Raw genomic sequence first — 21,442 nt, 5'->3', positions numbered from 1 at the left:
AGGCGGCAAGAGAGTGAATCCCCAGGAGCATAGATAACTATGCGATTGGGGTGAACGAGCGCAGCCAACGCGCATGCAGCTTGAAGTATGACGGGTATAAGCTATTACTCCGAAAGGGGGCAGTCCCTTTTATTGATCTCGCGCATCCTGTATGATGCGTTCTGCTAACCTTATTAACGCTGGTACTACTCCCGCTCAACATGACCCTATTAGCACTCGGCATCAACCACAAAACAGCCCCGGTTTCACTGCGAGAACGCGTGACGTTTTCGCCGGATACGCTCGACCTGGCGCTGGATAGCCTGCTTGCACAACCGATGGTGCAGGGTGGCGTGGTGCTCTCGACGTGCAACCGTACCGAGCTGTATCTCAGCGTGGAAGAGCAGGATAACCTGCACGAGGCGCTGATCCGCTGGTTATGCGACTACCACAACCTCAACGAAGAAGAACTGCGTAATAGCCTGTACTGGCATCAGGACAACGATGCGGTCAGCCATCTCATGCGCGTGGCCAGCGGGCTGGATTCGCTGGTACTGGGCGAGCCGCAAATTCTTGGGCAGGTGAAAAAGGCGTTTGCAGATTCGCAAAAAGGGCATCTGAAGGCCAGCGAGCTGGAGCGTATGTTCCAGAAGTCTTTCTCCGTGGCGAAGCGTGTGCGAACCGAAACCGACATTGGTGCCAGTGCGGTTTCTGTTGCTTTCGCGGCCTGTACCCTCGCTCGTCAAATCTTTGAATCCCTGTCGACCGTCACCGTGCTGCTGGTGGGCGCGGGCGAAACCATCGAACTTGTGGCGCGCCATCTGCGCGAGCATAAAGTGAAAAAGATGATTATCGCCAACCGCACCCGCGAGCGTGCGCAGGTGCTCGCGGACGAAGTGGGCGCAGAGGTCGTTGCGCTGAGCGACATCGATGAACGCCTGAAAGAGGCAGATATTATTATCAGTTCTACCGCCAGCCCGCTGCCGATTATCGGTAAAGGGATGGTGGAGCGTGCGCTGAAATCCCGCCGTAATCAGCCGATGCTGCTGGTAGATATTGCCGTCCCGCGTGATGTTGAACCCGAAGTGGGCAAACTGGCGAACGCCTATCTCTACAGCGTGGATGACCTGCAAAGCATCATTTCGCACAACCTTGCCCAGCGTAAAGCGGCAGCGGTGCAGGCGGAAACCATTGTTGAGCAGGAAACCAGCGAGTTTATGGCCTGGCTGCGCGCGCAAAGCGTCAGCGAGACCATCCGCGAGTACCGCGGGCAGGCTGAACAGGTGCGTGATGACCTGACAGCCAAAGCGTTAGCGGCCCTGGAACAGGGCGGTGACGCAAATGCAATCATGCAGGATCTGGCGTGGAAACTGACCAACCGCCTGATCCATGCACCAACCAAATCTCTTCAGCAGGCTGCCCGTGACGGGGATGATGAACGCCTGACTATTCTGCGCAACAGCCTCGGGCTGGAATAGCGCCCTACACCCATTTTCTATTACAAGGTGCACTTACGCCTATGAAGCCTTCTATCGTCGCTAAACTGGAAGCTCTGCATGAGCGCCATGAGGAAGTACAGGCGCTGCTCGGTGATGCCGGGACCATCGCAGACCAGGAACGTTTTCGCGCACTGTCGCGTGAATATGCGCAGTTGAGTGATGTGTCTAAATGCTTTACCGACTGGCGACAGGTTCAGGAAGATATTGAAACCGCGCAGATGATGCTCGACGATCCTGAAATGCGCGAGATGGCGCAGGAAGAGCTGCAGGACGCAAAAGCGCGTTCTGAAGAGATGGAACAACAGCTCCAGGTGCTTCTGCTGCCGAAAGATCCGGACGATGAGCGTAACGCGTTTGTGGAAGTGCGCGCCGGTACCGGCGGTGACGAAGCCGCGCTATTTGCTGGTGACTTGTTCCGTATGTACAGCCGTTACGCCGAAGCGCGTCGCTGGCGCGTAGAGATCATGAGTGCCAACGAAGGCGAACATGGTGGCTTTAAAGAAGTTATCGCCAAGATCAGCGGCGACGGCGTGTACGGTCGTCTTAAGTTTGAATCCGGCGGTCACCGCGTGCAGCGCGTGCCTGCGACAGAATCTCAGGGACGTATTCACACCTCAGCCTGTACGGTTGCGGTGATGCCGGAACTGCCGGAAGCCGAACTGCCGGACATCAATCCGGCGGATCTGCGAATTGATACGTTCCGCTCCTCCGGGGCGGGCGGTCAGCACGTTAACACCACCGACTCCGCGATCCGTATTACCCACCTGCCAACCGGTATTGTGGTGGAGTGTCAGGACGAACGTTCCCAGCACAAAAACAAAGCTAAAGCGTTGTCTGTACTGGGTGCACGTATCCGCGCCGCCGAAGTGGCGAAACGTCAGCAGGCGGAAGCCTCTACGCGTCGTAACCTGCTGGGCAGCGGCGATCGCAGCGATCGTAACCGCACCTATAACTTCCCGCAGGGCCGCGTGACCGACCACCGCATCAACCTGACGCTGTACCGTCTGGATGAAACAATGGAAGGTAAGCTCGATATGCTGATTGAGCCTATCGTGCAGGAATACCAGGCCGACCAGCTGGCGGCACTGTCCGAGCAGGAATAATGGATTTTCAGCGCTGGTTACGTGAGGCGGTCAGTGAGCTTTCAGAAAGCGAAAGCCCGAAACGCGACGCCGAAATATTGCTTGAGCATGTGACGGGTAAATCCCGCACGTACCTGCTGGCTTTTGGTGAGACGCTGCTGACCGCCGAGCAGGAAGCGCAGCTCGCCGCGCTGCTTGCCCGCCGTAAGACGGGCGAGCCGGTGGCGCACCTTGTCGGCGAACGTGAGTTCTGGTCGTTACCGCTGTACGTCTCGGCGGCAACGCTGATCCCACGTCCAGACACCGAGTGTCTGGTGGAGCAAGCGCTGGCGCGTTTACCCACAGCGGCCTGTAGCATTCTCGATCTCGGTACTGGCACAGGCGCTATTGCGCTCGCGCTCGCCACTGAGCGGCCCGATTGCACAGTAACGGCGGTGGATGTGATGCCAGACGCGGTGACGCTGGCGCAGCGTAACGTGGAACGTCTTGGGCTCGGCAACGTGACGGTACTGCAAAGTAGCTGGTTTACCGCGCTGGAGAATCGCTTATTTGCGCTGATTGTCAGCAACCCGCCTTACATCGACGAACATGACCCGCACCTTGCGCAGGGCGATGTTCGTTTCGAACCACTGACTGCGCTGGTCGCGGCCAATGAAGGCTTAGCCGATCTTGATCACATTGTGACAACGTCACGACAACATTTGCTTCCCGGTGGCTGGCTGCTGGTGGAACATGGCTGGACGCAAGGGAACGCGGTGCGCGCGCTGTTCACAAATGCGGGTTATCGCGCAGTGGCAACCTGCCGCGATTACGGCGGCAATGAACGTCTGACGCTGGGACAGTGGGTATGAATCACCGCTTTCTGCCATTAACTGATAAAGGCGCATGGCTGACTGAAAAGTGGTTTGGCGTTATCATCTACATCGTTTTGAGTTTTATCGCGTCTGGACGTCATTGTACGCGCAGTCGTTACTGGGGTAAGTCATGAGGTCCTTAGCCGATTTCGAATTTAACAAAGTGCCGCTGTGTGAAGGCATGATCCTGATTTCTGAAATGATTCGCGATGATTTTACGTCGCAGTACGTCCACGCGGAGCTGGAGAATCTGGTCAGCCTGGCACGGGAGGAGATCAGTCAGGCGCGTCCGCAGGACTGGCAATTAGAGAAGCTGCTAGAGCTTTTCTACGGCGAATGGGGTTTCTGCGACACGCGTGGCGTTTATCGCCTGTCAGACGCATTATGGCTGGACCAGGTCTTGAAGAATCGTCAGGGCAGCGCCGTCGCGCTGGGATCCATTTTGCTGTGGGTCGCCCATCGTCTGGATATTCCGCTGGTGCCGGTCATTTTCCCGACGCAGATGATACTGCGTGCGGAGTGGCTGGACGGCGAGATGTGGCTCATTAATCCCTTCAACGGTGACACGCTGGATGAGCACACGCTGGATGTGTGGCTGAAAGGCAATATCAGCCCGGTGGCCGAGCTCTTCAACGAAGATCTCGACGAGGCGGATAACGCCGAAGTGATCCGTAAGCTGCTGGACACGCTGAAGTCTGCGCTGATGGAAGAGCGTCAAATGGAGCTTGCGCTGCGTGCCAGCGAAGTGCTGCTGCAGTTCAACCCGGAAGATCCGTACGAAATTCGCGACCGCGGCCTGATTTATGCGCAGCTCGATTGCGAGCATGTGGCGCTAAGTGATTTGAATTATTTCGTCGAGCAATGTCCGGAAGACCCGATTAGCGAAATGATTCGTGCGCAGATCAACGCGATCTCGCACAAACAAATTACACTGCATTAATCTTAATTCCGATTCACACCTGAATAAGGCGATCCTATGAAACAAAAAGTGGTTAGCATTGGTGATATCAAGGTAGCAAACGACCTGCCGTTCGTGCTGTTTGGCGGCATGAACGTGCTGGAATCCCGCGATCTCGCCATGCGTATCTGCGAGCACTACGTGACCGTGACCCAGAAGCTGGGCATCCCGTACGTGTTTAAGGCCTCTTTTGATAAAGCCAACCGCTCCTCCATCAACTCTTACCGTGGCCCGGGCCTGGAAGAAGGGATGAAGATTTTCCAGGAGCTGAAGCAGACCTTTGGCGTGAAAGTGATCACCGACGTGCATGAAGCCTCTCAGGCGCAGCCTGTGGCTGACGTGGTAGACGTGATTCAGCTTCCGGCATTTCTGGCGCGTCAGACCGACCTGGTTGCGGCGATGGCGAAAACCGGTGCTGTTATCAACGTGAAGAAACCGCAGTTCGTGAGCCCTGGGCAGATGGGTAACATCGTCGATAAGTTCATTGAAGGTGGCAACGACAAGGTGATCCTGTGTGACCGTGGCGCAAACTTCGGTTACGACAACCTGGTAGTGGATATGCTGGGCTTTAGCGTGATGAAGAACGTCTCCGGCCAGTCTCCGGTGATTTTCGACGTGACGCACGCTCTGCAGTGCCGCGACCCGTTTGGCGCAGCCTCTGGTGGTCGTCGTGCCCAGGTTACCGAGCTGGCGCGTGCCGGTATGGCGACCGGACTGGCAGGCCTGTTCATTGAAGCGCACCCGGATCCGGCTAACGCGAAATGCGATGGTCCTTCCGCACTGCCGCTGGATAAGCTGGAGCCGTTCCTGAAACAGATTAAAGCGATTGACGATCTGGTGAAGAGCTTCGACGAGCTGGATACCAGCAACTAATAAAAAAACCCGCTTCGGCGGGTTTTTTTATATTTACACCCTCTCCCTGTGGGAGAGGGTTGGGGTGAGGGCATCAGGCCGCACCGGATCAATCTCACGCAAAAATCGTCATCAAATACGCAATAAACAACGCCATATGCGCCGCGCCGTTCAGCACGTTGGTTCGTCCGGTGGAGAACGAAATCTGGCACAGCAGCAACGAGGCCACCATCACAATCATCTCTGGCGCACCCAGCGCAAACTGCAGCTCGTTGCCCGTCATAAAGGCAATCAGCGTCACCACCGGAACGGTAAGTGAAATCGTCGCCAGTACGGAGCCGAAGAACAGGTTCATTGCGCGCTGCACCTGGTTATTCAACACCGCTTTCAGCGCGCCCAGCCCTTCAGGGGACAGAATTAGCAGCGCCACCAGGAAGCCCGTAAACGCCACCGGCGCGTTCAGCTCGGTTAACAGAGTTTCCAGCGGGTTGGCGTTCATCTTGGTGACGGCAATCACCGCAATCAGATGCACGATCAGCCAAACCGTATGCCACGCGCTGCTGTGGGCCGACGGCTTGCCGTGGTGCGGGTCATCATCGTCACCGTCATCTTCATGCTCGTACACAAACAGGCTCTGGTGCGTTTTGGTCTGAATCAACAGGAACACGCCGTACATGGCGGCGGAAATGAGTGCGACCAGCAGCGCCTGACCGGTAGAGAAATTTGCACCCGGAAGCGCCATCGGGAACACCAGCACGATAATAGCCAGCGGGAAGAGGGCAATCAGATACTGTTTAATGCCGAACAGGTTCATATACTGGGTCGCGAACTTACGGCCGCCCAGCAGCAGAGAGAAGCCCACCAGGCCGCCCGTCACAATCATAATGATCGAGTAGAGCGTGTCGCGCATCAGCGTCGGCGCGGCATCGCCGGTGGCCATGAGCGCGGAAATCAGGCTGACTTCGAGAATAACAACGGAAAGGCTGAGAATTAACGAGCCGTACGGCTCACCCAGACGGTGGGCTAATACGTCCGCGTGACGAACTACGCTAAAGGCGCTGGTTAAGATGCCGACCAGCGCAAGAATATTGATACCAACCACCACTGGCAGTGACTGACTGCTTCCCCAGAAGAGTAGCACAGCCAGTGCCAGAACCGGGAAAATGAGCGACGTCTCCTTGTGGCGGGTCTTAACCGCCTCGTGTGTTGTTGTCATGTGCTTCTCCATCAATGCAGGTGCTTGTAATTATAGATAGATTTTTGAGGGCATTAAACTAACAGATATCTGATAAATACCGTTGAATTTTTACTTAATTTTACGGTTTGAGGTTAATATTTATTATTACTGCCATAAATCGCAGTTATCAATAAAATAGTACTGTATTACAGTAAATTAGATTAATTGATTAAGCATAAATGAAATCAACCTGGCAGGCGCAGGCATCCTCAACCACACTTATCTCTTTAGCAAAAAGAGAGGTTTTCGATGCCATATAAAACGAAACGCGAGTTACCCGATAGCGTGCAGCACGTCCTCCCTGCCCACGCGCAGGATATCTACAAAGAAGCCTTTAACAGCGCCTGGGATCAATACAAAGATAAGGACGATCGCCGGGATGATGCCAGCCGTGAAGAGACGGCGCACAAGGTCGCCTGGGCCGCCGTAAAACATGAATACGAGAAAGGCGACGATGATAAATGGCACAAAAAGAAATAGCCGCAAAATAATAAGCTGCCTGCATTTTGACTTTTCAGGCGGTTCAACTTCCGTTGTATTGCAACTGGTCCGCTAATTGCTTATCGTTATTTCACTGCTGGCAAAATGACCAGCATAGAATGCCGGGAAGGCGAATTACAGATGTCGCAAGGAAGCATGCAGTGGCGGAGGTGTAATGTGTTAACGCGTGATTTCTTAATGAAGGCAGATTGTAAGACGGCATTTGGTGCTATTGAGGAATCGCTTCTCTGGTCAGCTGAACAACGGGCGGCGTCACTTGCTGCCACGCTTGCCTGCCGCCCGGATGATGGCCCGGTATGGATTTTTGGCTACGGTTCCCTGATGTGGAACCCAGCTCTCGAATTTGTCGAATCGGCAACGGGAACCTTGCCTGGCTGGCACCGCGCGTTTTGTCTGCGCCTGACGGCCGGACGCGGCAGCGCGTGCCAGCCGGGGCGCATGCTTGCACTGAAAGAGGGCGGGCGCACCACGGGTGTCGCTTACCGCCTGCCGGATGCCACGCTGGAGGAGGAGCTGACGCTGCTCTGGAAGCGCGAGATGATCACTGGCTGCTATATGCCGAGCTGGTGCAAGCTGGAACTGGATGACGGACGCACCGTCAATGCGCTGGTATTTATTATGGATCCGCGCCACCCGCTATATGAAGCGGATACCCGTACGCAGGTGATCGCGCCCTTGATTGCCGCGGCCAGCGGGCCGCTGGGGACCAACGCGCAATATCTGTTTTCACTCGATCAGGAACTGACGCGTCTGGGCATGCAGGACGAATGTTTGAATGAGCTGGTCATGAAGGTGAAAGCGCTGCTGGAAGGGAACCTGCTTAATAACCCGCTACGTCCGGGTTTTGCCTGAAAAAACGCCCGGCTAAACCGGGCGTTCGTTTTATGCGGCAACGTAGCTGACCGAATGCTCCAGTGACTGACTGTGGCTGTCAATCAGGACATCCCAGGTGCCGGTATAAGGCACGGTCAGCCACGCCTTGTCATCCTGCACCGTCAGAATATCCGCCTGCGATTGCTTCTGCGCTTTTGAACTCATGAGATGAATGCGGCAGCGTTCTGAGCAACGTACCACGACCGTATCCCCGCCAAACAGTTTCAAACTTGTCTTCACCAGTGCCATTTTTTACCCCGTCGATTTTGCCCATCCCGAGCGTGATATTGTTCACAATTTACTCATTGCATAACACCAAAGGGGAGGGGGAGGGATGATGATTTTGATCAAAAAATGGCATAACGTTTAAACAAAAATGACAAAATGCCTGAAAGCATTCAGCTGGCGCGTGTTTTACCCGGTTAACCCGCGCCAGAAGAAAATTAAATGCGGAAATGGCCGGCGGTTTCAGCAAGGTCGCCCGCCTGACTCTGCAGCGCGCTGGCCGCTGCGGCAGACTGCACCACCAGTTCGGCGTTCTGCTGCACCATTCTGTCCAGATGCGTTACCGCGTGGTTGATCTCGTGAATGCCTTTCATCTGCTCGCTGGTGGCAATCGAGATTTCACGCATAATCCCCGAGACGCTACCGATGCTGGAGCGGATCTCATCCATACTTTCTCCGGCCAGATGCACGTAGCGCGAACCCGTTGCCACGCTGTCGGTTGTAGAATCGATAAGGGATTTGATCTCTTTCGCCGCCTGAGCGCTGCGGCTGGCGAGGTTTCGCACTTCTCCAGCCACCACCGCGAAGCCGCGGCCTTGTTCGCCCGCGCGCGCCGCTTCGACCGAGGCGTTCAGCGCCAGAATGTTGGTCTGGAAGGCAATGCCGTCGATGACGCTGGTGATATCGCCAATCTTCGCCGAGGCCACCTCAATCGACTGCATGGTAGTGATAGCCTGAGAAACCACTTCACCCCCGCGCGACGCTGCAGCAGAGGCTTTGCTTGCCTGCTCGTTCGCTTCTGCCGCAGATTCATTTGACTGGGTGACGGAGGCGGTGATCTCTTCGACGGCGCTGGCGGTTTCGCGAAGGCTTGATGCCGCTTGCTCAGTGCGCCCGGAGAGATCCTGGTTACCGGCTGCGATTTCCTGCGCCGCATTTTTCACCGAGGCGCTGGCGTCGCGCAACTGGACCATCACGACCGAGAGCTTATCGCTAAACGCGTTGAACGCCTGGGCAATTTGCGCCACTTCGTCATCACCGCTGTCCGGCAGGCGCTGCGACAGGTCATTGGTGCCGTTAGCGATGTTATGCATGGCGTCGCGAATATCGGACAAACGCTTCAACAGGCGGGCTATCAGGAAATGAACAATCGCGCCGCTCAGCAAGGCGAGGATCACCAGCGACAGCGCAGAGGCTTTCAGCAGCGAGCGCATGCCGGAGGTAGCATCGTTGTTATCGAGCGCCACGGCCAGCATCCAGTGCGTGCCCGGCACGGCGGTTGCCACGAAGGTTTTTTCGCTGCCGTTGAACATCCCCTCAACCAGGCTACCGCTTTTCAGTGCCGCAAAATCGGTCCCTTTGATGGTTTCAGTGAATGGCTTGAGCGTGAGCGCCGGATCGCTGGCGGCAATCACCGTGCCATCGCTATCAAGGAGTAACCCGCTGCTGGCAGGCGTCGGGTGAATACCGCGTACGTTAGCCACCACGCTGTCCATCGCCACGTCGCCTGCCACAACCGCCTTCAGCGCACCGTTCTCCTTCACCGGCACCGCAAAGGTCACCACCAGTTTCCCGGTGCCCGCGTCCACGTACGGGGCGGTCACGACCGGGCCGTCAGTACTCACCACCTGCTGATACCAGGGACGGATCGTGGGGTCATAATCTGCCGGGACGCCCGCCGGGTCGGAGAACTTCGCCGTTTTGCTGGCGTAGCCGACATAGACGTTGGTGAAGCCACCCGCCTGCGCAAGCTGTTTGAATACCGGAACCGGATCGTCATTCAGCGCAACGGTCTGTGCGGAGGCTATCACCGTCATTTTGCTTTTAACCCAGTCTGCAATCGCCATGTTATGGCTGGCGCTGGTGCTGGTCAGAATATCGCGCTGCGACTGCAGGTTATCCTGGCGCGTAACCTGGAAATTAATGACGGTATTGAGAAGAAGGGCGACGATCAGGCAACCTGTCGTCGCGGCAATAATACGGGCACGAATGGATCTGAACATAAGTGAAATACCTGCTGTGTTGTTTCCATGCCTATCGGCAGCCGCGCAGGTAAACTTGATGCTGAAACCGCGTCCATAAGAAAATAATATTTTTACGGGTTTATTATTAAAAAGTTAATACTTTATCAGCGGTCAGGGTCCAGTCGGCCAGCTCAACCAGCGTCCCAATCTCGACGCCATCAATCAGCGGCAGTCCGGTGATACCGCGCCCGTCGGTGCAGGTCTTACAGAGTTTGACCGGCACATTTTGCGCGGTCAGGATCTCCAGCATCTGCTGGATGTTGTAGCCTTCGGCGGGTTTTTGTCCCTTCAGTCCTGCGGTGACGGCGTCCGACATCAAAAAAAGGCGCAGCTCAAGTGCGCTCTCTTTCTCGCGCAGCGCTATCGCCAGTCGCAGGCTGTTGAAAAGGGATTCGCTACCGTAGGCCGCACCGTTGGCGACGATCACAATCTTCTGCATGTTGACTCCTGTTGTTTGAAAGGCACGAATATTGCTTAACTCTCCGGGAGATTCGCTACCCGGGAGAGTAAGCATGACATTAATGGCGGGCAGTTCACCCGCGGCAACCGAGTGGTTCCAGCGCGCGACATTACTTCGCCGGGAGCAGCTCGGCAGGCTGGCTGCGTTGGGCGTGCTGGTCAACGGCATCAGCTGCCTTGTGCATATGCTCCAGTGCGAGCGCGGGGCATCCAACGTCTGGCTCTGCTCTCAGGGTAAGCTGTATGCCCCCGAATGCAAAGCCAGTCGCGGGCTGGTGGATGAAAACCTTACTGCGCTGCAGGCCATGCTGAAAGCACAATTCCCGGTCACGGGGAGCGGCGTTTGTGAGCGCATCGCCTGTGCGTTACTCAGCCTGGAAACACTGCCTTTGCTGCGTGACGGGATAGACAGCCAAAGCATAACGGCACCTCAGGCAATGGATCATTACTGCCGGATGCTTCGCCATCTGCTCAGTATCGTACCGCAACTCAATGACAGCATTGACGATCCGCAAATCGCGGGCCGTTTTGTCGCCCTTTATAGCCTGATGCAGGGCAAAGAGCTGGTGGGGCAAGAGCGGGCACTCGGGGCGATAGGCTTCACGCAGGGCTTTTTCACTGATGAAACCCGCCAGCGACTGGTAGACAGGATTGACGGGCAGCAGGCCTGTTTTGAGATCTTTTTATCCCACAGCCACGCTGAGGTGCAAAACACCTTTGCCCACAACTGCCAGCCCGATCGAGAAACAGAGCAACTCCGGCGCGTCGCCTGCACCCGTCAGCCCGCCGCTGACAATGGCAATACCGCGCTGAACTGGTTTGCCCTGCAAACCTCGCGTCTTGAACATCTGCGCACGCTTGAAGAAATGGTGATTGCCGATCTGATGGTGGCGGTGGATGACGCGATTCATGCGTCCGGTGAAGCCACGATGAGTGGCGAAGAGCATGACGATCCTCTTGCGCTTTACCCGGATAAACCCTTGCTGCTGCTGGTTCGCCAGCAGGCGCGAGAGATAGACCAGCTCTCCCGCCAACTGGCATCACTCCGCGATACGCTGGAGGAGCGTAAGACCATTGATAAAGCCAAAAGCGTGCTGATGACGCATCAAAGCATGAGTGAGGAACAGGCGTGGACGGCACTGCGCAAAATGGCGATGGACAAGAACCAGCGCATGGTCGATATCGCGCGCGCACTGCTCACAGTGAAGAATCTGTGGCAGCTAACACCAAAGGAGTAGTTGCACAATCAGTGGGCATTTAATGCCTGATTGAGGTGCGCTAACGCGACAGCTATCAGGTTAACGCCCCCGAAAGCAGGGCCTTAAAACCTGGCATTACCTTTGCATTATCTGTTTAACCATTTTCGACGATGCGCCAACGGCGGTGCATGCGTCTTCGGGATAAAGGCGTCCAGCGGTGCTCCGGCACGGCGGGCGCTTTTTTTTGGCTTTTTTTCAGGAGTGGTCATGGCGGATTTGTCGAGACGGCGGTTTTTGCAGGCCAGCATGCTGGCGAGTGGCGCAATGCTGTTACCGGGTGTCATGCAGGCCGCGTGGGCGGCAGGCTCGGATAAACCGGAGCAGGAAACGGTGCGCATCGGGTTTATCCCGCTGACCGACTGTGCCCCGGTGGTTATCGCGGCGCTGAAAGGGTTTGATAAAAAATACGGCATTACCATCGTGCCCACCAAAGAGGCGAGTTGGGCAGCGGTGCGCGACAAGCTGGTGGCGGGCGAGCTGGATGCCGCGCACATTCTCTACGGCCTGCTGTATGGGCTGGAACTGGGCATCGCCGGCAAGCCACAGCAGATGGCGAACCTGATGACCCTTAACCAGAACGGCCAGGCCATCACGCTCTCCAGCGATCTGGCGGAGAAGGGCGTTCACGATCTCGACGGGCTGAAAAAGCTGATTGGGCAGCAGGCGCCTGGTACCTACACCTTCGCGCACACCTTCCCGACCGGGACGCACGCCATGTGGCTCTACTACTGGCTGGCCAGTGCGGGCATTAACCCCTTCGACGATATCCGGACCGTGGTGGTGCCGCCGCCGCAGATGGTGATGAACATGCGCATTGGCAACATGGTGGGCTTTTGCGTCGGCGAGCCGTGGAACGCGCGGGCGATTAACGACCGCATCGGCTTTACCGCCGCCACGTCGCAGTCCATCTGGGCCGACCATCCTGAAAAAATCCTCGGCACTCGCCGCGACTGGGTGGAGAGGAATCCGCATACCGCCCGGGCGCTGGTGAGCGCCGTGATGGAGGCCGCGCGCTGGATCGACGCCTCCCCGGAAAACAAACGCGAGACCGCGCGGATCCTCTCCCGCCGCGCCTGGCTCAACTGCAAAGAGCAGTACCTCACCGGACGGATGCTGGGCGAGTACGACAACGGCCTGGGCCAGCGCTGGCAGGACGCGCACCCGATCCGCTTCTTCAACGAGGGAGCCGTCAGCTACCCGTATCTCTCTGACGGCATGTGGTTCCTGACCCAGTTCCGCCGCTGGGGCTTGCTCAAAGCCGCGCCGGACTACGCGGGCATTGCGCAACGGATCAACCAGACCGCAACCTGGCAGGATGCTGCCACCGCGGTGGGGGGCATTACCGCACCGGCATCACCACTACGCAACAGCACATTGATGGACGGCACCGTCTGGAACGGTACCGACCCGGAAGGATACGCCAACCGCTTCGCCATTCATCGTAAAGGGGCCTGATTATGCAGCATCTGCAAAAGACGACATCACAAGAGACACACGTGAGTGGGGAAGTCATCCCCCTGCCACCCGTGCAGGTTCGCCGTCGCACCCCGGCATTTGCGCGTCGGATTAACGACCTTCTCCAGCACATCATTCCGGCGTTGCTGGGCCTGGGATTGCTGGTGCTGCTGTGGCAGCTGGCGGCCATCAACAGCAAAGGCTTCCCGACACCGCTGAGCACTCTGGATTCGGCCATCACCCTGTTTGCCGACCCGTTCTACCGCGACGGGCCAAACGATATGGGCATCGGCTGGAACGTGCTGGCCTCTTTACAGCGCGTGGCGGTGGGGTTTGGTCTCGCGGCGTTAGCCGGTATTCCGCTCGGCTTTCTCATTGGCCGTTTCACCTTTTTCTCGCGCATGTTCAACCCGCTGATTGCGCTTCTGCGTCCGGTTAGCCCGCTGGCCTGGTTGCCTATTGGTTTATTGCTGTTCCAGAAAGCAGAGCCCGCGTCGAGCTGGACCATTTTTATCTGCTCCATCTGGCCGATGGTGATCAACACCGCCGAGGGCGTGCGCCGCATTCCGCAGGATTACCTCAACGTGGCCCGCGTGCTGCAGCTCTCCGAGTGGACGATCATGCGCCGCATCCTCTTCCCGGCCGTGCTGCCTGCGGTACTGACCGGGGTGCGTCTCTCCATCGGCATCGCCTGGCTGGTGATCGTCGCCGCCGAGATGCTGACCGGCGGGCTGGGCATTGGCTTCTGGATCTGGAACGAGTGGAACAACCTCAACGTCGAAAACATTCTCATCGCCATCGTCATCATTGGCGTGGTCGGGCTGCTGCTGGAGCAGGGGCTGATGCTGATCGCCCGTCGCTTTAGCTGGCAGGAAAAATAAGGAGCGAACATGAAACCATTAATTCAGGTCCAGGCCGTGAGCCAGCGTTTTTCAACCGCCAGCGGCGAGTTTCTGGCACTGCAAAACGTCTCTTTTGATATCCACGAGGGCGAAACCGTCAGTCTGATCGGTCACTCCGGCTGCGGCAAATCGACGCTGCTGAACCTCATCGCCGGGATTTCGCTGCCAACGGAAGGGGGGCTGATTTGTGACAACCGTGAAATCGCCGGGCCGGGGCCCGAGCGCGCGGTAGTGTTTCAGAACCACTCCCTGCTGCCGTGGCTGACCTGCTTCGACAACGTGGCGCTGGCGGTGGATCAGGTCTTCCGTCGCACCATGAGCAAGGCCGAGCGCAAAGAGTGGATTGAGCACAACCTGGACCGCGTGCAGATGGGGCACGCGCTGCACAAGCGCCCGGGGGAGATCTCAGGCGGCATGAAGCAGCGCGTCGGCATTGCCCGCGCGCTGGCGATGAAGCCGAAAGTGCTGCTGATGGATGAACCCTTCGGGGCGCTCGATGCGCTGACGCGCGCCCACCTGCAGGACTCGGTGATGCAGATCCAGCAGGCACTCAACACCACCATCGTGCTCATTACCCACGACGTGGACGAGGCGGTGCTGCTCTCCGATCGCGTGCTGATGATGACCAACGGCCCGGCGGCCACCGTGGGCGAAATCCTGCGCGTTGACCTGCCGCGCCCGCGCAACCGGGTGCAGCTGGCGGACGACAGTCGCTATCACCACATGCGCCAGCAGATCCTGCATTTCCTCTATGAAAAGCAGCCGAAAGCGGCGTAGTGAGGGGGCCTTGATGCGACTGGTCATTATCGGTAATGGCATGGCGGCCACGCGGCTGATTGCCTCGCTCACCGGGCGTGCTGCTGGTCATTTCGCTATCACCGTCATCGGTGACGAGCCGGAGCATGCCTATAACCGCATCCAGCTTTCGCTGGTGCTGGGCGGTGAAAAAGCGGCGGCGGGCATCTGCCTTCAGGATGATGAGTGGTACCAGGCGCGCGGCGTGACGGTGCTGCGGGGCGAAAAGGCGATTGCCGTGAACGTGGATACGCGGGAAGTGCAAACCACCGCCCGCACGCTGGACTGGGATGCGCTGGTGTTCGCCACCGGGTCAACGCCCTTTATTCCGCCCATCCCCGGCGACGATGCGCCACACGTATTCACGTTCCGTACTCTGGAGGATACCCGGGCCATTCAGGCCATCGCCGGTCCGGCGGTGGTGCTGGGGGGCGGCGTGCTCGGGGTTGAGACGGCGGCAGCGTTAGCGCGTTCTGGTGACGACGTCACTGTTGTTCATCGTGGTCCGTGGCTAATGGAGCAACAGCTGGACCAGCAGGCGGGCATGTTGCTGGAAGAGGCGCTGGCGGCGCGGGGCGTGCGCTGCGAGCTTTCCTCAGGCATCGCGGCAATTAACGGCAATAGCGTGTCGCTTCTCAATGGGCACAGCATCGCCGCCGCGCGCGTGGTGCTGGCGACCGGCGTGCAGCCGAACGTTGCGCTGGCGCACGCCAGCGGCATTCGCTGTGCGCGCGGCATCGTGGTGGATCACCAGATGCAGACCTCCGCACCGAACGTCTACGCCATTGGCGAGTGCTGCGAAATTGACGGCCTGACGTTTGGCCTGGTCGCCCCCTGCATGGTGCAGGCGGATATCCTCGCCGCGCGGCTGGCCGGGGACGTTACTGTGCCGTTTACCCTCACCGACAACGGCGTGCGTCTCAAGGTGACCGGCGTGGAGTTGTTCAGCCTCGGTCGCGCGGCAGAGCAGGAGGGCGATGTGGTCTGGAGCGCATGGGATCCGCTGACCCGTCACTATCGTCGTTTACTGATCCATCAGGGGGCGCTGGCAGGCGTGCTGCTGATGGGCGACTGCCGCAGTGCGGCAACATTTACCGATTTACTGGCAACGGCTGCGCCCGCACACGCGGACTGGCTGTTCGATCGTTTCACTACGCAACCGCAGGTTGCAGGACAGAACGCTATGACAAAACCTACTCTGGTGGTGGTTGGGCACGGTATGGTCGGCCATCATTTCCTCGAAGACTGCGTTAAACGCAATCTGCATCAGCAGTATCAGATCGTTGTCTTTGGCGAGGAGCGCTATGCCGCCTACGACCGCGTGCATCTGTCGGAATATTTTGGCGGGCGCAGCGCAGAATCGCTCTCACTGGTGGAAGGGGATTTCTTTGCCGACAGCGGCATTGAGCTGCGCCTGTCGCAGCAGATTGTCGCCATCGACCGCGACGCGCGCGTGGTGCGTACCGCCAGCGGGCATGAAACCCACTGGGACAAGCTGGTGCTGGCGACAGGCTCTTATCCGTTCGTCCCACCGGTTCCGGGCAACGATTTGCCGGGCTGCTTTGTTTATCGCACCCTCGACGATCTCGATAATATTGCCGCACATGCAAAGGGCTCGCGTCGCGGCGTGGTGATTGGCGGCGGCCTGCTGGGGCTGGAGGCGGCGAACGCCCTGAAGCAGCTCGGGCTGGAAACCCACGTGGTTGAGTTTGCACCCAATCTGATGGCGGTGCAGCTCGACAACGACGGCGCGGCGATGCTGCGCAGGAAAATCGAGGCGCTGGGCGTTGGCGTTCACACCAGTAGAGCGACGACGGAGATCGCCACCGCGGACGGCGGACTGGTGCTGCGCTTTGCCGATGGCGAACAGCTGGAAACGGACATGGTGGTCTTTTCTGCAGGTATTCGTCCGCAGGACGCGCTGGCGCGCAGTAGCGGGCTGGCTATCGGCGAACGCGGCGGGATCTGCATTGACGACGGCTGCCGGACCTCCGATCCGGACGTGCTGGCCATCGGCGAATGCGCCCTGTGGGAGGGGAAAATCTTCGGTCTGGTCGCGCCCGGTTATCAGATGGCGCGGGTGGCCGCCGCCGCGCTGGCGGGTGAGGATAAAACCTTCACCGGGGCGGATATGAGCACCAAACTCAAGCTGCTCGGCGTGGACGTGGCCTCGTTCGGCGACGCTCACGGGCGCACGCCGGGGGCGCTGAGCTACCAGTGGACGCACGGTCCGCAGCAAATCTACAAGAAAATCGTGGTCAGCCACGACGGCAAAACGCTGCTCGGCGGCGTGCTGGTGGGTGACGCCAGCGAATACGCCACGCTGGTGCAGATGATGCTCAACGGGATAGCCCTGCCAAAAGAGCCGGAAACGCTGATATTACCCGCGTCGACGGGCAGCACGCCAAAAGCCCTCGGCGTGGCGGCGCTGCCGGAAAGCGCGCAAATCTGTTCGTGCCATAACGTCAGCAAAGGCGATATCTGCCAGGCGGTGAGCGCGGGGGCAACGGATATCGGCGCCATCAAGCAGTGCACCAAAGCGGCGACCGGCTGCGGGGGCTGCAGCGCGCTGGTGAAGCAGGTGATGGAGTTCCAGTTGGCGGAGCAGGGCGTGGAGGTGAAAAAGGATATCTGCGAACACTTCCCCTACTCGCGCCAGGAGATTTACCACCTGGTGCGCGTTAACCATATTCGCACCTTTGACCAGCTGATTAGCCGCTACGGGCAGGGGCACGGATGTGAGATCTGCAAGCCGCTGGTGGGGTCGGTGCTTGCCTCCTGCTGGAACGAGTATCTGCTGAAACCGGCACATCTGCCGCTGCAGGATACCAACGACCGCTACTTCGCCAATATCCAGAAGGACGGGACTTATTCCATCGTGCCGCGCATGCCCGCCGGGGAAGTGACGGCAGACGGGCTGATCGCCATCGGCCAGATTGCGAAACGCTATGACCTTTACAGTAAAATTACCGGCGGGCAGCGTATCGACCTGTTTGGCGCCACCCTGGAACAGCTGCCGGAGATCTGGCAGGCGCTGGTGGAAGCTGGGTTTGAAACCGGACACGCCTATGGCAAATCCCTGCGCACGGTGAAATCCTGCGTCGGCTCGACCTGGTGCCGCTACGGCGTGCAGGACTCCACCCGTCTCGCGGTCAGACTGGAACACCGGTACAAGGGGCTGCGCGCCCCGCACAAGATCAAAATGGCGGTCTCCGGCTGCACCCGCGAGTGCGCGGAGGCGCAGAGCAAAGACGTGGGGGTGATTGCCACCGACAAGGGCTGGAACCTCTATCTGTGCGGCAACGGCGGGATGAAGCCGCGCCATGCGGACCTTTTTGCCAGCGATCTGGACGATGAAACGCTGATCCGCACCGTTGACCGTTTCCTGATGTTCTACATTCGCACGGCGGATCGCCTGCAGCGCACCAGTACCTGGATGGACAACCTGGAAGGCGGCCTCGACTATCTGCGCGAGGTGATCGTCAACGACAGCCTGGGTATCGCCCACGAGCTGGAGCAGGAGATGGCGCGAGTGGTAGAGACGTATCAGTGCGAATGGCAAACCACGCTCAGCGATCCCAATCGTCTGGCGCTGTTCCGCACCGCGGTGAACGCCGCGCCGTCGGATGAAAGCAAGCGCTGGCAGGAAATCTGCGGCATCGACGATATTCCCGAGCAGGCGGGCATTGGCGCGCGTCTTGGTCGCAAACCGATCGCGCTGTTCCGTTTCGGACAGCGAGTCTACGCCCTCGACGATATGGAGCCGGGCAGCAGCGCGAACGTGCTTTCACGCGGCATCCTCGGCGATGCGGCGGGCGAGCCGGTGGTGATTTCACCGCTCTACAAGCAGCGTATTCGCCTGCGCGATGGCTGCCAGGTGGATAACGGTGAACCTGCGGTACGCGCCTGGCCGGTGAAGATTGAAAACGGCAAGGTGTGGGTCGGGAACGACGCGATAGTGATGCGTGCGGAGGCCTCATGACGGAAACCCGGACAACGTGCCCCTACTGCGGGGTGGGCTGCGGCGTGGTCGCCAGCGTGGAAAGCGGAGCGGTAAGCGTTCGGGGGGACGAAACCCATCCTGCAAACTTTGGCCGCCTGTGCGTGAAGGGATCGGCCCTGGGGGAGACCACGGGGTTACAGGGGCGATTGCTGCGCCCCGTTGTTGACGGTGATGAGGTGGGCTGGCCGCAGGCGCTGGGGGCGGCAGGCGAGCGACTCCAGGAGATCATCGACAAATGGGGGCCGCAGGCCGTGGCGTTTTACGCCTCCGGCCAGCTATTAACCGAGGACTATTATGTTGCCAACAAGCTGATGAAAGGATTTATCGGCGCGGCAAACATTGATACCAACTCCCGGCTCTGCATGTCTTCGGCGGTGGTCGGCTACAAGCGCGCCTTCGGCGAAGACGTGGTGCCGTGCAGCTATGAGGATGTGGAAAACAGCGATCTGGTCATGCTGGTGGGATCCAACGCTGCATGGACCCATCCGGTGCTGTATCAGCGGCTGGTGCAGGCAAAGCACAGCAATCCGCAAATGAAGGTGGTGGTGATTGACCCGCGCAGCACCGCCACCTGCGATATCGCCGATCTGCATCTGGCGCTTGCGCCGGGGAGCGATGCCGGATTATTTGTCGGCCTGCTGAACCTGATTCAGGGAGCGGATGAGTGGCCCGTTGAGCGCGTGGCGGCATTTTGCGGTCTTTCGCCGCAGGATATTAGCACCTTTTACGACTGGTTTATGACGGCACCTCGCGCTATCACGCTCTACACCATGGGGATCAACCAGTCCACCCGCGGCAGCGACAACTGCAACGCTATCATCAACGTCCATCTTGCCAGCGGCAAATTCAATCGTCAGGGCTGCGGCCCGTTTTCGCTGACCGGACAGCCTAACGCAATGGGCGGGCGGGAAGTGGGCGGGCTGGCGAACCAGTTGGCGGCGCACATGAGCTTCGAGCCGGACGATCTCTCGCGGGTGGCGCGTTTCTGGGGAACCGAGCGGCTGGCGCAGACGCCAGGCCTGATGGCGGTGGAGCTGTTTGACGCTATCGCCCGCGGCGAGGTGAAGGCGGTGTGGATTATGGGGACCAACCCCGCCGTATCGCTGCCGGACAGCCACGCGGTGTGCCAGGCGCTGGCGGCCTGTCCGCTGGTGATCGTTTCTGAAGTGATGCAGGAGACGGACACCAGCCGGTTTGCCCATATTCGTCTTCCGGCGCAGGGCTGGGGCGAGAAAAACGGTACGGTAACCAACTCAGAGCGGCGCATTTCGCGCCAGCGCGCGTTTCTGCCCGCGCCGGGCGAGGCAAAGCCGGACTGGTGGATTATTGCCCAGGTCGCTAAAAGGCTGGGCTATGGCGAAGCCTTTGACTGGGAACATCCGCGGGATATTTTTTGTGAACATGCGGCGCTAACGGCGTTTGAAAATAACGGCGAGCGCGCGCTCAATCTGGATGAACTGGCGACGTTAAGCCGCGAGGAATGGGATGCGCTGGAGCCTTATCAATGGTGCGCCGGTCATTTTCCCCACAGACGGATTGTCCCGGTTATCCCATCGTTGCCCGCCGCGGGGATCAATAACCTGTACCCCCTGATGCTCAACACCGGCCGTATTCGCGACCAGTGGCATACCATGACCCGCACGGGATATGTCGCACGATTAATGCAGCATATCGCCGAGCCGTTGGTTGACATCTGCCGTTCAGACGCCGCGCGATATGGCGTGTGCGAGGGGCAGCTGGCGCGAATCGCTTCCCCGTGCGGGGTGATGGTTGCCCGGATCCATATTAACGATGCTCAGAAGGCGGGAGAGCTGTTTATCCCGATGCACTGGAATGCGCAATTTTCCCGTCAGGGGAAGGTCAATGCCCTGGTGGAAGGCCGCGTTGACCTGGTTTCAGGCCAGCCAGAGAGTAAACAAACCGCGGTCAGGATCCTACCCTGGCAGCCGGGCTGGCAGGGGGAACTTTACGCGCGTGACTTACCGGAACTGCCGTCCTTCGTGTACTGGTGGCGCAAAGCGACTCGTCTGACGCTGGCGGGTGATAAACCGTTCCTGCCATGGGTCATGGATTACGCCAGCGGCAGGGGCTGGCAGCTGCAGGTTGCGCAGACCGGCGAGCGTAGCAGCGTGCTCGCCTGGCATAACGGCGAGCTGATGCTCGCCTTCTGGGAAGGAACTGCGCGACCGGAGCTGGCGCACCCGGTTATTGAAGCGGCTTTTCAGTCTCCCCCCTTAACGCCTGCTGCACGTCATGCGCTCCTCAACGGGCAGGGCGTGGGGGAGGTGGTGGATCCGGGGCGCATTATCTGTAGTTGTTTCAGCGTCGGGGAAAACGCGATACGCGAGGCGATTGCCGGAGGGTGTGATTCCATTTCGGCGCTGGGGGCACGTTTGCGCTGCGGAACGAACTGCGGTTCGTGCGTGCCCGAGCTGAAAGCGCTGTTTGGATAGCGGTGTAAGGGCGACAATAATGTTCAGGATAA

17 protein-coding genes and 1 pseudogene are annotated in these 21,442 nt (G+C 58.8%); 14 read left to right on the top strand and 4 right to left on the bottom strand.

Annotated elements, in window-relative coordinates:
* Window positions 1-200: 200 nt before the first annotated feature.
* The 6 genes and pseudogenes from hemA to kdsA all read left to right on the top strand — a co-directional run bounded on the left by hemA (window position 201) and on the right by kdsA (window position 5,245).
* The gene (gene hemA, locus ACOQH0_RS12990) at window positions 201-1,457 is read left to right on the top strand and encodes a glutamyl-tRNA reductase (protein WP_010432912.1); all 1,257 of its coding nucleotides are present in this window, start codon (window positions 201-203) and stop codon (window positions 1,455-1,457) included.
* A 41-nt stretch (window positions 1,458-1,498) separates the two neighbouring features.
* A complete protein-coding gene (gene prfA / locus ACOQH0_RS12985; protein ID WP_421510511.1) occupies window positions 1,499-2,581 on the top strand; it encodes a peptide chain release factor 1 in 1,083 nt (360 codons plus the stop codon).
* Window positions 2,581-3,411 carry a peptide chain release factor N(5)-glutamine methyltransferase gene (gene prmC / locus ACOQH0_RS12980; RefSeq protein WP_420984737.1) on the top strand — a complete coding sequence of 277 codons (831 nt, stop codon included), beginning with the start codon at window positions 2,581-2,583 and terminating at the stop codon, window positions 3,409-3,411. Before prfA ends, prmC begins: the two co-directional genes overlap by 1 nt.
* A pseudogene (locus ACOQH0_RS12975) lies at window positions 3,387-3,530 on the top strand (siroheme synthase); the annotation flags it as partial. The gene prmC and the pseudogene ACOQH0_RS12975, both read left to right, overlap by 25 nt.
* 14 nt (window positions 3,531-3,544) lie before the next feature.
* On the top strand, window positions 3,545-4,354 hold the full coding sequence (sirB1, locus tag ACOQH0_RS12970; protein ID WP_089599489.1) for an invasion regulator SirB1: 810 nt from the start codon (window positions 3,545-3,547) through the stop codon (window positions 4,352-4,354).
* 36 nt (window positions 4,355-4,390) lie between these two features.
* The gene (gene kdsA / locus ACOQH0_RS12965; RefSeq protein WP_029741601.1) at window positions 4,391-5,245 is read left to right on the top strand and encodes a 3-deoxy-8-phosphooctulonate synthase; all 855 of its coding nucleotides are present in this window, start codon (window positions 4,391-4,393) and stop codon (window positions 5,243-5,245) included.
* 94 nt (window positions 5,246-5,339) lie between these two features.
* Here kdsA and chaA read toward each other — a convergent pair whose 3' ends face one another.
* Window positions 5,340-6,440, bottom strand: a complete 1,101-nt coding sequence (gene chaA / locus ACOQH0_RS12960) for a sodium-potassium/proton antiporter ChaA (protein WP_010432924.1) — start codon at window positions 6,438-6,440, stop codon at window positions 5,340-5,342.
* Between the two features lie 270 nt (window positions 6,441-6,710).
* Between chaA and chaB the strand changes: the two genes are divergently transcribed.
* Together chaB and ACOQH0_RS12950 are read left to right on the top strand one after the other, a co-directional pair.
* Entirely contained in the window at window positions 6,711-6,941 is a 231-nt protein-coding gene (gene chaB / locus ACOQH0_RS12955) for a putative cation transport regulator ChaB (protein ID WP_042715159.1), read from the top strand.
* Window positions 6,942-7,118: 177 nt separating this feature from the next.
* Window positions 7,119-7,814 carry a gamma-glutamylcyclotransferase gene (locus ACOQH0_RS12950; RefSeq protein WP_089601438.1) on the top strand — a complete coding sequence of 232 codons (696 nt, stop codon included), beginning with the start codon at window positions 7,119-7,121 and terminating at the stop codon, window positions 7,812-7,814.
* A gap of 30 nt (window positions 7,815-7,844) precedes the next feature.
* Here ACOQH0_RS12950 and ACOQH0_RS12945 read toward each other — a convergent pair whose 3' ends face one another.
* The 3 genes from ACOQH0_RS12945 to ACOQH0_RS12935 form a co-directional block, all read right to left on the bottom strand.
* The gene (locus ACOQH0_RS12945; protein WP_010432930.1) at window positions 7,845-8,084 is read right to left on the bottom strand and encodes a DUF1883 domain-containing protein; all 240 of its coding nucleotides are present in this window, start codon (window positions 8,082-8,084) and stop codon (window positions 7,845-7,847) included.
* A gap of 194 nt (window positions 8,085-8,278) precedes the next feature.
* Entirely contained in the window at window positions 8,279-10,063 is a 1,785-nt protein-coding gene (locus tag ACOQH0_RS12940) for a methyl-accepting chemotaxis protein (RefSeq protein ID WP_421510510.1), read from the bottom strand.
* Window positions 10,064-10,169: 106 nt separating this feature from the next.
* Complete coding sequence (locus tag ACOQH0_RS12935; protein WP_120158334.1) at window positions 10,170-10,523, bottom strand: DsrE/DsrF/TusD sulfur relay family protein; 354 nt, start codon at window positions 10,521-10,523, stop codon at window positions 10,170-10,172.
* 73 nt (window positions 10,524-10,596) lie between these two features.
* Between ACOQH0_RS12935 and nasR the strand changes: the two genes are divergently transcribed.
* The 6 genes from nasR to ACOQH0_RS12905 all read left to right on the top strand — a co-directional run bounded on the left by nasR (window position 10,597) and on the right by ACOQH0_RS12905 (window position 21,410).
* Complete coding sequence (gene nasR, locus ACOQH0_RS12930) at window positions 10,597-11,781, top strand: nitrate regulatory protein NasR (protein WP_421510509.1); 1,185 nt, start codon at window positions 10,597-10,599, stop codon at window positions 11,779-11,781.
* Window positions 11,782-12,009: 228 nt separating this feature from the next.
* Window positions 12,010-13,257 (top strand): CmpA/NrtA family ABC transporter substrate-binding protein, encoded by a 1,248-nt coding sequence (locus ACOQH0_RS12925; RefSeq protein ID WP_120158332.1) that lies wholly within the window; start codon window positions 12,010-12,012, stop codon window positions 13,255-13,257.
* Between the two features lie 2 nt (window positions 13,258-13,259).
* Window positions 13,260-14,138, top strand: coding sequence for a nitrate ABC transporter permease (gene ntrB / locus ACOQH0_RS12920; RefSeq protein WP_421510507.1), 879 nt, complete (start codon window positions 13,260-13,262; stop codon window positions 14,136-14,138).
* 9 nt (window positions 14,139-14,147) lie between these two features.
* On the top strand, window positions 14,148-14,936 hold the full coding sequence (locus ACOQH0_RS12915) for an ABC transporter ATP-binding protein (RefSeq protein WP_421510505.1): 789 nt from the start codon (window positions 14,148-14,150) through the stop codon (window positions 14,934-14,936).
* Between the two features lie 13 nt (window positions 14,937-14,949).
* Window positions 14,950-18,936, top strand: a complete 3,987-nt coding sequence (nirB, locus tag ACOQH0_RS12910) for a nitrite reductase large subunit NirB (RefSeq protein WP_421510504.1) — start codon at window positions 14,950-14,952, stop codon at window positions 18,934-18,936.
* The gene (locus ACOQH0_RS12905; RefSeq protein WP_421510503.1) at window positions 18,933-21,410 is read left to right on the top strand and encodes a molybdopterin-dependent oxidoreductase; all 2,478 of its coding nucleotides are present in this window, start codon (window positions 18,933-18,935) and stop codon (window positions 21,408-21,410) included. The genes nirB and ACOQH0_RS12905 overlap by 4 nt, the downstream gene beginning before the upstream one ends.
* Window positions 21,411-21,442 lie beyond the last annotated feature (32 nt).

It is taken from the genome of Enterobacter sp. JS8-1 (genome assembly GCF_049187015.1).
GTDB lineage: Bacteria > Pseudomonadota > Gammaproteobacteria > Enterobacterales > Enterobacteriaceae > Enterobacter > Enterobacter mori.
This window is presented reverse-complemented; position numbering and strand designations above follow the sequence as displayed.

Coding starts and splice junctions, on each gene's coding strand:
- ACOQH0_RS12935 (WP_120158334.1), bottom strand. CDS start 10,523: ATGCAGAAGATTGTGATCGTCGCCAACGGTGCGGCCTACGGTAGCGAA.
- ACOQH0_RS12925 (WP_120158332.1), top strand. CDS start 12,010: ATGGCGGATTTGTCGAGACGGCGGTTTTTGCAGGCCAGCATGCTGGCG.
- prmC (WP_420984737.1), top strand. CDS start 2,581: ATGGATTTTCAGCGCTGGTTACGTGAGGCGGTCAGTGAGCTTTCAGAA.
- prfA (WP_421510511.1), top strand. CDS start 1,499: ATGAAGCCTTCTATCGTCGCTAAACTGGAAGCTCTGCATGAGCGCCAT.
- ACOQH0_RS12940 (WP_421510510.1), bottom strand. CDS start 10,063: ATGTTCAGATCCATTCGTGCCCGTATTATTGCCGCGACGACAGGTTGC.
- chaA (WP_010432924.1), bottom strand. CDS start 6,440: ATGACAACAACACACGAGGCGGTTAAGACCCGCCACAAGGAGACGTCG.
- hemA (WP_010432912.1), top strand. CDS start 201: ATGACCCTATTAGCACTCGGCATCAACCACAAAACAGCCCCGGTTTCA.
- nirB (WP_421510504.1), top strand. CDS start 14,950: ATGCGACTGGTCATTATCGGTAATGGCATGGCGGCCACGCGGCTGATT.
- nasR (WP_421510509.1), top strand. CDS start 10,597: ATGACATTAATGGCGGGCAGTTCACCCGCGGCAACCGAGTGGTTCCAG.
- ntrB (WP_421510507.1), top strand. CDS start 13,260: ATGCAGCATCTGCAAAAGACGACATCACAAGAGACACACGTGAGTGGG.
- sirB1 (WP_089599489.1), top strand. CDS start 3,545: ATGAGGTCCTTAGCCGATTTCGAATTTAACAAAGTGCCGCTGTGTGAA.
- chaB (WP_042715159.1), top strand. CDS start 6,711: ATGCCATATAAAACGAAACGCGAGTTACCCGATAGCGTGCAGCACGTC.
- ACOQH0_RS12905 (WP_421510503.1), top strand. CDS start 18,933: ATGACGGAAACCCGGACAACGTGCCCCTACTGCGGGGTGGGCTGCGGC.
- kdsA (WP_029741601.1), top strand. CDS start 4,391: ATGAAACAAAAAGTGGTTAGCATTGGTGATATCAAGGTAGCAAACGAC.
- ACOQH0_RS12915 (WP_421510505.1), top strand. CDS start 14,148: ATGAAACCATTAATTCAGGTCCAGGCCGTGAGCCAGCGTTTTTCAACC.
- ACOQH0_RS12945 (WP_010432930.1), bottom strand. CDS start 8,084: ATGGCACTGGTGAAGACAAGTTTGAAACTGTTTGGCGGGGATACGGTC.